Below are 12959 nucleotides of genomic sequence, written 5' to 3' on the forward strand. Positions count from 1 at the left end.
ACGACCCGCCCGACCCGCCTGACGAGGCCTCCTCCGGGCCGCCGCGACGTCCGGTCACGAGTCCACCGAGGGATCGGGGTCGCGGCGGGCACGGCGGGCGTCGAGGTAGCCCTGGAGGATCCCGACGGCCGCGGCCTGGTCGATCACGCGGCGTTGCTTGCGGCCCTTCACACCCCGGTCGGACAGGGTGCGGGTGGCGGCGACGGTGGTCAGGCGCTCATCGGAGAGCACGACCGGCACGTCACGCGACGCGAGCAACTCGGCGAGCGCGGCCGCGTAGGTCTGCGCGGTCTGCGCCGCCGGGCCGTCCCGGCCGGCGAGCGTGCGGGGAAGGCCCACGACCACCTCGACCACCTCGTGCTCGTCGACGAGCGCCACGAGCCGGTCCAGGTCGGTACCGGCCCCTGCATCGTGATCGAGGGTAACGAGCGGCGTGGCGAGGACCCCGCCGGGATCCGACAGGGCCACCCCCACCCGCACGCTGCCGACGTCGACGCCGAGGCGCCGGCCGGCGTCACCCGCCAGCGCGGGCCACCTCCGCCCGCAGCGCGGCGACGGCGTCGTCGATCCCGGCGACCCCGCTGCCGCCGCCCTGGGCCAGGTCGGGCTTGCCGCCGCCGCGGCCGTCGACCGCGGGGGCGAAGGCCTTCACGAGGTCGCCGGCCGCGAGGCCGCGGTCGCGGGCGCCCTCGGTGGTCGCGACGACGAAAGACACCTTGTCGCCGTCGGGGGCGAACAGGGCCACGACCCCCGGGCGGTCCTGGAGACGGCCGCGGACGTCGAGGGCCAGCGAGCGCAGGTCTCCCCCGCCGACGCCCTCGGGCGTGCGGGCGGCGACGACCGCGACGCCGCCGACGTCCTCGGCGCCGTCGGCGAGCGAGCCGGCCGAGGAGAGCACCTCGCGGGCCCGCACGGACTCGAGCTCCTTCTCCGCGGCGCGCAGCCGGTCGACGACCCCGGAGATGCGCTCGGGCAGCTCCTCGGGCTGGGCGCGGAACTGCTCGGCGAGCTGGTTGACCAGGACGTGCTCGCGGGCGAGGAACCGGAAGGCGTCGAGGCCGACGAGGGCCTCGACGCGCCGCACCCCGGAGCCGACCGAGCCCTCGGAGAGCAGCTTGACCAGCCCGAGCTGCCCGGTGCGGCCCACGTGCGTGCCTCCGCAGAGCTCGCGGGAGTAGTCGCCGATGTCGACGATGCGGACGTTGTCGCCGTAGCGCTCGCCGAACAGCGCGATGGCCCCGAGCTTGCGGGCCTCGTCCATCGACGTGACGTATGGGCGCACCTCGTCGTCGCCGAGCAGCACCGCGTTGACCTCGTCCTCGACGTCGGTGAGCACCGAGGCCGGGACGGCCCCGCCCGGCGAGGTGAAGTCGAACCGCAGCCGGCCGGGGGCGTTGAGCGACCCGGCCTGGGCGGCGGCGTCGCCCAGGGCCCGGCGCATGCCGGCGTGGACGAGGTGGGTCGCGGTGTGCGAGCGCGAGATGGCGTGCCGACGCTCGATGTCGACCTCGGGGTGCACCGTGGCGTCCCGGAGGGCCTCGCCGGACACCACGCGGCCGCGGTGCACCTCGAGCCCGGGCACCGGGGTCTGGACGTCCTCGACGGCGATGACGAAGCCGTCGCCGACGATGCGCCCGGTGTCGGCCTGCTGGCCGCCGCCCTCGGCGTAGAACGGGGTGCGGTCGAGGATCACCTCGACCTCGCTGCCCTCGCCGGCGGCGAACACGGGCTCGCTGCCCACGATCAGCCCGACGATCGTGGCGTCGGCGTGGAGCAGCTCGTAGCCCAGGAACTCCGTGAGCCCGGAGCGCTCGAGGATCTCGCGGTAGGCGTGGGTGTCGCCCCCGCCGGTCTTGCGGGCGGCGGCGTCGGCCTTGGCCCGGGTGCGCTGCTCCTCCATCAGCGAGCGGAAGGCGCCCTCGTCGACGTCGAGGCCCTGCTCGGCGGCCATCTCCAGCGTGAGGTCGATGGGGAAGCCGTAGGTGTCGTGCAGGGCGAAGGCGCTGCTGCCCGGGATCGTCGTGCCGCCCCCGGACCGGGTGTCGGCCACGGCGCTGTCGAAGATCTTCGAGCCGGTGGCGAGCGTGGCGAGGAAGCTCTCCTCCTCGGCGCGGCAGGCGGCCGCGATGCGCTCGTAGGAGGTGTAGAGCTCCGGGTACGACGGGCCCATCGCGTCGCGGACGACGCCGACGAGGTCGACGAGCAGCGGGTCGGTGCAGCCGAGGATCCGGGCGTTGCGGATCACGCGGCGCAGCAGCCGGCGCAGCACGTAGCCGCGGCCCTCGTTGCCCGGCGTCGCGCCGTCGCCGATGATCATGGCGGCGGTGCGGACGTGGTCGGCGATGACGCGGAAGCGGACGTCGTCGGCCTCCGAGACGCCGTAGCGACGCCCGGTGAGCTCCTGCGTCCGGTCGATCACCGGGCGCAGCAGGTCGGTCTCGTAGACGTTGTCGACGCCCTGGAGCAGGAAGGCGACGCGCTCGACGCCCAGCCCGGTGTCGATGTTCTTCTGCGGGAGCTCGCCGACCGGGGCCGCCCCGTACTTCGGGCTGGCCTCGCCGCGGACGTCCTGCATGAAGACGAGGTTCCAGATCTCCAGGTACCGGTCCTCGTCGGCGACCGGGCCGCCCTCGACCCCGTACTCGGGCCCGCGGTCGTAGTAGATCTCCGAGCACGGGCCGCCGGGACCGGGCACGCCCATGTCCCAGTAGTTGTCGCGGCCGTCGCGGCGCTGGATGCGCTCGGGCGGCAGGCCGGCGACCTCCTGCCACAGGCGCTCGGCCTCGTCGTCGTTCTCGTAGACCGTGACCCAGATGCGCTCGGGGTCGAAGCCGAAGCCGCCGTCCTCGAGGCTCCCGGTCACGAGCGACCAGGCGTGGCGGATCGCGCCTTCCTTGAAGTAGTCGCCGAAGGAGAAGTTGCCCGCCATCTGGAAGAACGTGTTGTGGCGGGTGGTGTGGCCGACGTTCTCGATGTCGCCGGTGCGCACGCACTTCTGGATCGACGTCGCCGTCCGGTACGGCGCCGGGGCGTCACCGAGGAAGTACGGCTTGAACTGCACCATCCCGGCGTTGACGAACAGCAGCGTCGGGTCGTCGAGGATCAGGGAGGCGCTGGGGACGGGGGTGTGACCGGCGTTCTCGAAGTGGGCGAGGAAGCGTCGGCGGATCTCGTGGGTCTGCACGGTGTCCTGCTCGGAAAGAGGTACGGGTGGGGGCGCAGAGCGCGGGGCCTGACTCGGAACCAGCCCTCAGCGGGCGTGCGAGGCTCCCCGCCGGGGCGCTCGCGCGTGACGGGCCGACGACGGCGGGTCGGGCCGCACGGGGATCTCGGTCGTGTCCTCCACCATCGCGTACAGCTCCTCGGAGCGTTCGTTCATTCCGGCGCGCACCTCGGCGCCGAACGAACCGAGGCCGGCGCCGAGCTCACGCAGGCCCTCGCCGAGGCTGGTGCCGATGCCCGCCGGGGTGGCCTTCTGCGTCACCTCGTTGACCTTGCGGGTGGCCGTGACGCCCACGGCCACGCCGACGCCGATCCAGAACAGACGCCTCATGCGCGCACACTCCGCTTCGACTTCTTCTTCGCCGGCGGCCCGTTCTTCAGCTTGCGGGCCTGCTGGGCCTTGCGCAGCCCGTACGACAGGGCGGCCACCTTCACCAGCGGGCCGCCGAGCGTGGCGGTGAACAGCGTGCTCAGCGCCTTGGTGTTGGCCGCGACGGCCTGGGCGCTGGCGGTGACCCCGTCGACCCGCTCGAGCTGGGTGTTCACCGAGGTCAGCGTGACGTTGGCGTCCGAGAGCAGCGGCTCGGTGCCCTCGTGGGCCTTGCGGATGGCGATGGTGGCCTCGTCGAGCGTGCGCCCGAGCTTGACCAGCGGGATGGCGAGCAGCACCACCAGGATCACGAACGCCACCGCGGCGACGATCGCCGCGATCTGGCCGACCGACACGGTCTCCTCCTCGGGTGCTGGGTGCGATACAGGTCCCCGGACCGCCGCCCGCCGACACCCCCCGTGGGAGGTATCCGGGACGACACCTGGCGCAGGTGGCGGCAGGTTACCGTGCGGCCCCGACCGCCTCTCCGGCCCCGGCGATCGCCGAGGGGTCAGCCGCGATGATCAGCACTGATCAACAGGCGGGCAGTCCGAGACCGCCACGGTAGGCCGGCGCGAGGTACACCTCGGAGATGTAGCCGACCCGGCCGTCGGGGGCCCGCGCGCCGAGCCAGACCTCCGAGACCGCGGCGTTCGGGTTCCGCCCGATGTTCGTGGACGTGAGGTCGGCGTTGGTGATGACCTCGCCGGTCAGCTGGCACACGGCGACGAACGTGGCGCCGCTCCACACCTCGGTCCCGGCGATCTTGCAGTCGGGCATGTTCGCGCAGTGCGCGACGGGGCGGGTGGCGAGGTACGAGGGCGTCCGGTCCTCGACGAGCATGCCGTCGCCGATGGCGACCCGGTTCTGCACCACGACGGTCCGGGCCGGGGGCGCCGGGCGGGCGGCCAGCACCACGACCAGGGCGGCCGCCAGGGCGACGACGAGCACGACCAGGGCGGCGAACACCGCGATCTCGGCCCGGCGGCGGGACGAGCGACGTGGGACCGACGGGTCGCGCGCCGGGTCGGGGACGGGCGGGGCGGTCGCGACCTCGCGCAGACGCACGTGCCGCTCGCGCCACCGTGCGACGTCCTCCGGGGCGAGCCCGATCGCGCCCAGCACGTCGCCGACGAGATCGGCGTTGGGCAGGCCCGGGCCCCGCGTGGCGGCGGCGATCGTCGACTTGCCCCACCCCGACAGCTCCTCGGCGCGGCGGAACGACACGTCCCGCTCGCGCAGGACGTCACGGAAGTCCGCGCAGTACCGCGCCGCGGAGTCGCCGTCCTCCACGACCCCGCCCTGCTGACCTGCACCGTCGCCGTCGATGACTCCCCCTCGGTCCCCTGACGCCCCCCCCGGACCCGGCACCCGACCGATCGTCCGGCACGGCGGCGCGCGACGCACCCCTGCGTCCGGCCGGTGTCCCGGACGGCCTCAGGACGCGCCGGACCGGCCCCGCTGTGATCGTTCCCCGACACTGGTCGGGTGCCGCGGGCGGCCGGGGGGCGCGCCCGCGGCACCCCTCAGTCCGGGTGCCGTCCCCGCACCACGTCGCGCAATCGAGCGACCCTCTCGGCGCGCTCGCGCTCGTCGCCGCGCCCCGGCGGCCGGTAGTAGTCGCGGCCCACGAGCTCGTCGGGCGGGTACTGCTGCGCGACGACGCCGGCGCGCTCGCCGTGCGGGTAGACGTAACCGACCGCGTTGCCGAGGGCCTCGGCACCCGCGTAGTGCCCGTCGCGCAGGTGCGGGGGCACCGGCCCGGCGGCGCCCGAGCGGACGTCGCCCATCGCCTCGTCGATCGCCGTGATGACCGCGTTGGACTTCGGCGCCGTCGCGAGGTGGATGGTGACCTGCGCGAGGTTGATCCGCGCCTCGGGCAGGCCGATCAGCTGGACGGCCTGGGCGGCGGCGACGGCGGCGGGCAGCGCGGTGGGGTCGGCGAGCCCGACGTCCTCGCTCGCGTGCACGACGAGGCGTCGGGCGATGAACCGCGGGTCCTCCCCCGCGACGATCATCCGGGCGAGGTAGTGCAGGGCGGCGTCCGGGTCGGAGCCGCGGATGGACTTGATGAACGCCGAGATGACGTCGTAGTGCTGGTCGCCGGCGCGGTCGTAGCGGACGGCGACCTCGTCGACCACCCGCTCGACGTCGTCGAGGCCCACCTCCCCCGCCCCGCCCACCGCGTCCGCCGCGGCCTCCAGGGCGGTCAGCGAGCGCCGACCGTCGCCCGCGGCCAGCCGGACGAGGTGCGCGCGGGCGTCGGGGTGCAGCGTCACCGCGCCCCCGAGCCCGCGCGGGTCGGCCACGGCACGGTCGAGCAGCGTGCCGACCGCCTCGTCGTCGAGGGCGTGCAGGCCGAGCACCAGCGACCGCGACAGCAGGGGCGCCACGACGGAGAACGACGGGTTCTCGGTGGTGGCGCCGACCAGCAGGACGACGCGGTCCTCCACCGCGGCGAGCAGCGCGTCCTGCTGGGTCCGCGAGAACCGGTGGATCTCGTCGATGAACAGCACCGTGCGCCGGGGCTCGCTGGCCGCGAGGCGCCGCCGGGCGACCTCGATGACCCCGCGCACCTCCTTCACCCCGGCGTTGAGGGCGCTCAGGGCCTCGAACGCCCGTCCGGTGGCCTGGGAGATGAGGCGCGCGAGCGTGGTCTTGCCGGTGCCGGGCGGGCCGTGCAGGAGCACCGAGGCCGGCGCGGCCCCCTCCACGAGACGCCGCAGCGGCGCCCCGGGCGCGAGCAGGTGGTCCTGGCCGACGACCTCGTCGAGGCTCGCCGGGCGCATCCGGACCGCCAGGGGCGCCGCCACCCCGCTGGTCGGGGCGGGCCGGTCCTCGACGACCCCGCGCGTGACGGGGCGGTCGGGATCGGGGCCCGGGGCGGGGGCCTCCGGCACCTCGACGTCGAACAGCCCCTCCTCGCTCATGCCCCGAACGGTACTGACGCCCCCGACAGCTCACCTCGCGGCGGCGACCCGCTAACGCGGGCCCATGTTCCCGCGATGCCCGAGCGGTCTGGTCCATCCGGGGGGAATGCTTCGTGGCGGAAGATGGAGAGTCGTCAACCCGAGCGTCGACAGGCGGGGAGACGCGCCGGAAGGCCGTCGAGGGCATCGGACTCGCGGCGCAGGTGGGTACAGCCCTCGCGGGCATCGCGGCGTTCGTGGCGCTGGTCCTCGCGGCACAACAGGGTGCGACTGCGAAAGACGCACAGGTCGGTGCATCGTTCACTGCGGCGCTCGAGGCGCTCGTGGAACGCAGCGACGGGTTCGCGACCCCCAGCAACGACGTGTCGCCGTCCTCGGATGATGGACACGACACCGCGGCCGAGGCGCAGCACGTCGGCGGGGTCATCGGTCTCCAGCAGGTGATGGCTTCCGACCCGACACGTCAGCGAGTCGTCATCACCGTCCTGTCGACATACATCACGACGCACGGGATGTCGGGCCGCAACCACGGTCGCAGCGGTGCGCAAGATCAGAACTCTTACTGGCTTCCCACGCCCGACGACTGCCCCATGCCACCTGGTCGTCCCGACAACTCCGCGCCCTATCCCGAGGTCGTGGCGGCGATGGCAGCCCTGGGTAGTCGCGACATCTTCGCCGACCACCTACCGGGGCGGGTCGTGCTCGGAGGGACCTGCTTGCGCAACCTCGACCTCGGAGGGCAACGGGCCCTGTTCGTCAACGCGGACATGGCTGGCACGTCGCTTCGTGGCGCTCGCCTGCAGAACGCCGACTTCTCCGGCATCGTCGGGATTTCGCTGAGCTTGATCTCCGCGACGCTCGACGGCTCCCGCTTCTCTGGGGCCGACCTGCGCGCCGCGAATCTGGCCCACGCGACCCTGGCTGGCTCCGACCTCTCACGAGCCTGGCTGGCCGGGGTCGACCTGTCTGGCGCGGATCTCTCCCAGGCGAACCTCGCCGGCGCGAGACTCGGCGCGACGGACACGGGACGTCGGGGGGCGTATTGCCCCAACCCGCCGTTCGCGTGCTGGCAGCTGGGACCTGCCGATCTCTCCGGTGCCGATCTCTCCGGCGTCGATCTCCGTACCGCCGACATCGGCGGGGTCGACCTCTCGCGCGCTGCCGTTCTTCACAACACTGTGCTCACCCCGGCCCAGGCTGCGGCGCAGTCCCTCACCGCCCAGCAACGAGCCGAAATCATCGTCGCGAACTGAGCTACGTCTCAGTCCAGGGTCCACCCCGTACCCGGTCGCGGCACGACGTCGACGGAGACGTCGCCGTGGACGACGAGCGACCGCCGCCCGTGGGGCTCCGGCCCGGTCAGGACCAAGTGCTCTCGGTACAGCGCCGCTACTGAGGCCCGAACAACTGCGTCCGCCAACCCGAGCTCCTGCGCTGGCGCGGTGTCCTCCCACCTCTCCCGCAGGCACTGCGGCCGCGCCGCCCACGCCCGCTCCACGACCTCGTCGAGCGAGCCCGCGGGCGCGAGGGCACCGGTCGGTCCGGTCACCGTGTAGCCGCCCGCCCACGCCGCGACCGTCCAGCGCCACGGCGCGAGCAGGCGGGTCAGTGCCGCCGCACGACGGGCGGGACCGCGCGGTCCGGGGGCGCCCACGAGGTCCTCCCAGGGCGCCCGCACCCGCCCCGAGCCGCACGCCCCGCACATCAGGGCATCACGTCCCCGGAGTTCGGACCGAGCGTCTGCCCGACGTAGAGGTCGCCGTCGGGGCTCGCGGCGAGCATGACGATCGTGGGCGCCACCTCGTCCGCGGCCCCGAACCGGCCCAGGGGCAGCTCCGCGCGCTTCGCGGCCTTCCACGCGTCGGAGAGCCCGGCCACCATCGGCGTCTCGATCGGGCCCGGGGCGACGGCGTTGACCAGCACGCCGTGCGGCGCGAGCTCGCGGGCCATCGCCTTGGTCAGCCCCAGCACGCCGGCCTTGGCGGCGCAGTAGTGCGCGAGGCCCTCGCCGCCCTTGAGCCCCAGCTGGGAGGCGATGTTGACGATGCGCCCGTCGCCGCGCGCGACCATGGCCGGGGCGAACGCCCGGCTCACGAGGAACACCCCGCGCAGGTCGACCGCGACGGTGCGGTCGAAGGTCGCCGGGTCCATCTCGAGGAAGGGCGTCTCGTCGAGGATGCCGGCGGCGTTGACGACGACGTCGACCACCGGGTGGTCGGCGAGGACGGACGTCGCCAGCGCCTCGACCGACGCCGCGTCGGCGACGTCCACCTCGGCGCGGTCGACGCCCACCACCGTCGCGCCCTCGGCCGTGAACGCCGCCGCGGTCGCCGCCCCGATGCCGCTCGCCGCCCCGGTGACCAGGGCGGTACGCCCGGCGAGGCGCCCCGTCACGCCGGCCAGCCCACGGTGAGCCCGCCGTCGACCACCAGCTGGGCGCCGGTGACGTAGGCGGCGTCGTCCGAGGTGAGGAAGCGGATCGCCCGCGCCGCCTCGTCGACGGTGCCGGGCCGGCCCGCCGGGATGACCCGCGACGCCGCGGCGAGCCCGTCCGGGCCCAGCGAGTTGACGGGGTCCAGCGACTGGGGGCTCTCCACGAGCCCGGGGATCACGGCGTTGACCCGGATGCCGCGCCCGGCGAGCTCGACGGCGAGCGACCGGCACAGGCCGAGCACCCCGGCCTTCGCCGCGGCGTAGTGCGCGTGGTCGTCCCAGCCGTAGACGCCGCCCGAGATCGAGGAGGTCGCCACGAACGCCCCCGGCCCGTCCATCACCGCGGCGGCCGCCCGGAAGGTCCGCATGACCCCGGTCAGGTCCACCTCGAGCATTGTGTTCCACGACGCGTCGTCGAGCTCGGCGAGCGGCGAGACCCGCAGGATGCCCGCCGCGGCCACGGCGATGTCGAGGCGGCCGAACTCGGTGACCGCCCGCCGGGCGAGCGCGTCGACCTGGGCGGTGTCGGCGACGTCGACGTCCACCGGCACGCAGCGGGCCCCGGTGCCGACGGCCTCGACCGCCGCCACGGTCTCGCCCACGTTGTGCGGGTCACCGGGGAAGCTGCCGGCGACGGTGTGCGCGCCGGCGCGGGCGTAGGCCACGGCCAGGGCCCGCCCGATGCCGCTCGCGCCGCCCGTCACCAGGGCGACGCGCCCTTCCAGGCCGTCGTCGCGGGCGGGGCTCACGCCGCGCCCCCGACCGGCGCGACCGGCGCCGCCACCGGCGCGGGCACGTGGCGCGTCCCGAGCATGACCACCGCCGAGAGCAGCAGGAACGCCGAGCCCGCGATCGCCGCGGCCGGTCCGGCGGTCATGCCCGCGGCGAGCAGCGCGCTGAGCACCCCGGAGCCGGCGATGCCGCCGACCGGGCCCATGACGTGCGCGACGTTGGTGCCGACCCCGCGCACCTCGGCCGGGAACGACTCGCCCATGTAGAACAGCAGCGCCGCGTAGGGGCCGGTGAGGAAGAACAGCGTGAGCGCATAGGTGACGATCACGAAGCCCGCCGAGGACGGGCCGAAGAGCATCACGAGGCTGACGAGGCCGCCGAGCAGCCAGCCGCCGATGATCGTGCGGCGACGCCCGAGGCGGTCGCCGATCGCGCCGTGCACGAGGTAGCCGCAGAAGCCGACGGCGTTGGCGAGCACGAGGATCAGCAGGGAGTTGTCGAAGCTGATGCCCTTGGCGTCGGTGAGCACCGTCGTGCCGAGCACCGAGAAGACCTGGATCGCCATCCAGTTGAACAGCCACGCCGCGGCGAGGCAGATCGTGTGCCGGCGCAGCGCCGGCGTGAACACGTCGCGGACCCCGGCGTGTGTCGCGCCCTCGTCGAGGCCCTGGGACCGGGCGAGCTCGCCCGCGCCGGTCTCGTCGCCGGCCTCGCGGCGGCGCCGGACCTCCTTCAGCGCCAGGAACGCCGGCGACTCCGGGAGCCGCGAGGCGACGACCGCGACCAGGATCGCCGGCACCATGGCGACGACGAACGTCCAGCGCCACCCCAGCAGCGGCAGCAGGATCGCGGTGAGCCCGGCCGCGACCAGCGCCCCGATCGGCCAGCCGGACTGCACGAGGCTGTAGAGGAACCCGCGCCGCTTGGCCTTCGCGTACATCTCGTTGAGGTAGACCGCGTTGACGACCTCCTCGGAGAACCCGAAGCCCGACAGCGACCGGATGAGCACCAGCGAGACCGCGCCGACCGCGAGGCCCGTGAGCCCGCTGCTCAGCGCGGCGCCGAGCACCGTGATGATCAGCGCCCGGCGGCGGCCCTGGCGGTCGAGCAGCGTCCCGACCACCAGCGAGACCACGAAGACGCCGACCGAGACCCAGGTGTTGACCGCAGTCGAGAACGCGGTGCTCCAGCCGAAGTCCTCGGCGATGACCGGCAGCAGGGTCCCGAACAGGGTGAAGTCGTACACCGAGAACACCCAGGCGGCGAAGCACACCGCCGACACGAACGCGATCGTGCGGCCGGTGACGGGCCGCTCCCACGGGGCGCTCACGAGCCGCTCCGGGGGTACCGGGCCTGGAAGTCCTGCGCGATCTCGTCGAAGGTCGCCCAGCGCACGCCGTCGTGGCCGTTGATGTGCTCGATGAGCCGTTCCAGCGCGAGCAGCACCTGCGGGCGGCCCGAGACGTCGGGGTGGATGGTCATCGTGAAGGCCGCGTAGTCGCACTCGCGGTAGGTCCAGTCGAACTGGTCGCGCCACATCGACTCGATGTCGCGCGGGGTCACGAAGCCGTGGCTGTTCGGGCTGGTCTTGATGAACATCATCGGCGGCAGGTCGTCGAGGTACCAGTTCGCGGGGATCTCGACGAGGTCGGTCTCGTGGCCGCGCACGAGGGGCTTCATCCACGTCTCGGCGGGCTGGTCGTAGTCGATCGGGGTCCAGGAGTCGCCGACCCGCACGTAGTAGGGCGTGACGTCGCGATGCATGAGCGAGTGGTCGTAGCGGATGCCGCGGTCGAGCAGGATCTCGTTGGTGACCGGGCTGAACTCCCACCACGGCGCGACGTAGCCGGTGGGCCGGCGCCCGCTGCGGCGCTCGATGAGCTCGACGCAGTAGTCGAGGATCGTCTCCTCCTGCTGGCGGCTCATGGCGATCGGGTTCTCGTGGCTGTAGCCGTGGACGCCGATCTCGTGGCCGGCGGCGACGCAGGCGTCGAACTCGTCGGGGAACGTCTCGATCGAGTGGCCGGGCCAGAACCAGGTCTGGCGCAGGCCGAAGCGGCGCTGGAGCTCGAGCAGGCGGGGCACGCCGACCTCGCCGGCGAACACGCCGCGCGAGATGTCGTCGGGCGAGTCCTGCCCGCCGTACGAGCCGAGCCAGCCGCCGACGGCGTCGACGTCGGTCCCGAGGGCGACGAGGATGTCCTTGGGCATGCGGGTTCTCCTCCTGGTCACAGGTGGGGGTCGAGGAACCGGCCGGGATCGTCGGGATCGGCGGCCAGGGCGAGGGCGAGCAGCACCCGGGCCTGCCAGGGGCCGAGGTCGCCGGCGAAGCGCGCGCCGTGCGCGGCCAGGGCGGCGCCCCCGCCGGCGTAGCGCGGCGAGACGGGGCCCTCGGCGACGCGGCTGGCCACGAGCACGGTGACGCCGGCGTCCACCGCCGCGCCGACCGCGTCCACGACCGCGGGCGTGGCGTTGCCGGCGCCGGTGGCGGCGAGCACGACCCCCCGGGCCCCGGCCGCGACGGCGGCGCGCACGAACGTCCCGTCGGCGCCGAGGTGGCAGGCGACGACGTCGACGCGCGGCGGCGCGTACGTCGGGACCGGCAGGGACGGACGCGACACCGGCCGGGCCAGCCGGTGGACCGTGCCGTCGACGACGCGGTGCAGCGCGAGCGGTGACGCGAACGCCCCGGTCGCGAGGGTGTGGCGCTTCGCGACGCCGCGGGCGGCGTGCGCCCGCCCGTCGAAGCAGAGCAGCACGCCGTCGTCGCGGACACCGGGGTCGGCGGCGAGGGTGAGGGCGTCGCGCAGGTTGGCCGGCCCGTCGGCACCCGGCTCGTCGGCGGCCCGCTGCGCGCCGGTGAGGACCACCGGGCGCGGGTCGTCGAGCAGGAGGTCCAGCCCATAGGCGGTCTCCTCCATCGTGTCGGTGCCGTGGGTGACGACGACGCCGGCCGCGCCGTTCTCGAGGGCTTCGGCGACGGTCGCGCGCAGGCGCAGCACGTCATCCATCCCGAGCGCGAAGCTCGGCGCGGTGGCGAGGTCGAGGACCTCCACCGGCCCGGCTCCGGCCGGCGCTCCCCCCGCCGCCGCTAGCAGCCGGGCGCCGTCGAGGCGGGCCGCGAGCCCGGCGCCGCCGTCGGCCGTGCTCGCGATCGTGCCGCCCGTGGCGACGAGGAGGACGGACATCGCACCTCCCGTTCGGCGGTTGCAATCGATTTCGTCAGACATTAAGCAAACGATTGCGATGAACACAAGAGAGCGACGAACCCG

At 74.2% G+C, this 12959-nt stretch carries 13 protein-coding genes; 1 reads left to right on the plus strand and 12 read right to left on the minus strand.

Annotation, left to right across the window (positions count from 1 at the left end):
* Positions 1-54 precede the first annotated feature (54 nt).
* The 6 genes from ruvX to QSK03_RS01590 form a co-directional block, all read right to left on the minus strand.
* The gene (gene ruvX, locus QSK03_RS01565) at positions 55-525 is read right to left on the minus strand and encodes a Holliday junction resolvase RuvX (RefSeq protein WP_285648581.1); all 471 of its coding nucleotides are present in this window, start codon (positions 523-525) and stop codon (positions 55-57) included.
* The gene (gene alaS / locus QSK03_RS01570) at positions 515-3184 is read right to left on the minus strand and encodes an alanine--tRNA ligase (protein WP_285648193.1); all 2670 of its coding nucleotides are present in this window, start codon (positions 3182-3184) and stop codon (positions 515-517) included. The genes ruvX and alaS overlap by 11 nt, the downstream gene beginning before the upstream one ends.
* A 66-nt stretch (positions 3185-3250) precedes the next feature.
* On the minus strand, positions 3251-3553 hold the full coding sequence (locus QSK03_RS01575) for a hypothetical protein (protein ID WP_285648194.1): 303 nt from the start codon (positions 3551-3553) through the stop codon (positions 3251-3253).
* Entirely contained in the window at positions 3550-3948 is a 399-nt protein-coding gene (locus QSK03_RS01580; RefSeq protein WP_285648195.1) for a DUF948 domain-containing protein, read from the minus strand. The genes QSK03_RS01575 and QSK03_RS01580 overlap by 4 nt, the downstream gene beginning before the upstream one ends.
* A gap of 178 nt (positions 3949-4126) precedes the next feature.
* Positions 4127-4885 carry a hypothetical protein gene (locus tag QSK03_RS01585; protein WP_285648196.1) on the minus strand — a complete coding sequence of 253 codons (759 nt, stop codon included), beginning with the start codon at positions 4883-4885 and terminating at the stop codon, positions 4127-4129.
* 233 nt (positions 4886-5118) lie between these two features.
* Positions 5119-6522 carry a replication-associated recombination protein A gene (locus QSK03_RS01590; RefSeq protein WP_285648197.1) on the minus strand — a complete coding sequence of 468 codons (1404 nt, stop codon included), beginning with the start codon at positions 6520-6522 and terminating at the stop codon, positions 5119-5121.
* A gap of 236 nt (positions 6523-6758) precedes the next feature.
* On the opposite strand from QSK03_RS01590, the gene QSK03_RS01595 reads away from it, so the two are divergent.
* Positions 6759-7775 (plus strand): pentapeptide repeat-containing protein, encoded by a 1017-nt coding sequence (locus QSK03_RS01595; protein ID WP_285648198.1) that lies wholly within the window; start codon positions 6759-6761, stop codon positions 7773-7775.
* Positions 7776-7783: 8 nt separating this feature from the next.
* On the opposite strand, the gene QSK03_RS01600 is transcribed toward QSK03_RS01595, so the two are convergent.
* The 6 genes from QSK03_RS01600 to QSK03_RS01625 are packed head-to-tail and all read right to left on the minus strand — an operon-like array spanning position 7784 to position 12875.
* Positions 7784-8176, minus strand: a complete 393-nt coding sequence (locus QSK03_RS01600; RefSeq protein WP_285648199.1) for a hypothetical protein — start codon at positions 8174-8176, stop codon at positions 7784-7786.
* Between the two features lie 50 nt (positions 8177-8226).
* Positions 8227-8916: an SDR family NAD(P)-dependent oxidoreductase gene (locus tag QSK03_RS01605; RefSeq protein WP_285648200.1), complete on the minus strand. Its 690-nt coding sequence runs from the start codon at positions 8914-8916 to the stop codon at positions 8227-8229.
* A complete protein-coding gene (locus tag QSK03_RS01610; protein ID WP_285648201.1) occupies positions 8913-9704 on the minus strand; it encodes an SDR family NAD(P)-dependent oxidoreductase in 792 nt (263 codons plus the stop codon). The genes QSK03_RS01605 and QSK03_RS01610 overlap by 4 nt, the downstream gene beginning before the upstream one ends.
* The gene (locus QSK03_RS01615) at positions 9701-11017 is read right to left on the minus strand and encodes an MFS transporter (protein ID WP_285648202.1); all 1317 of its coding nucleotides are present in this window, start codon (positions 11015-11017) and stop codon (positions 9701-9703) included. Before QSK03_RS01615 ends, QSK03_RS01610 begins: the two co-directional genes overlap by 4 nt.
* The gene (locus tag QSK03_RS01620; protein WP_285648203.1) at positions 11014-11898 is read right to left on the minus strand and encodes a polysaccharide deacetylase family protein; all 885 of its coding nucleotides are present in this window, start codon (positions 11896-11898) and stop codon (positions 11014-11016) included. The genes QSK03_RS01615 and QSK03_RS01620 overlap by 4 nt, the downstream gene beginning before the upstream one ends.
* 17 nt (positions 11899-11915) lie before the next feature.
* A complete protein-coding gene (locus QSK03_RS01625; RefSeq protein WP_285648204.1) occupies positions 11916-12875 on the minus strand; it encodes an asparaginase in 960 nt (319 codons plus the stop codon).
* Between the last annotated feature and the right edge of the window lie 84 nt (positions 12876-12959).

The sequence above is a fragment of the Actinomycetospora sp. NBRC 106375 genome (assembly GCF_030269665.1).
Classification (GTDB): domain Bacteria; phylum Actinomycetota; class Actinomycetes; order Mycobacteriales; family Pseudonocardiaceae; genus Actinomycetospora.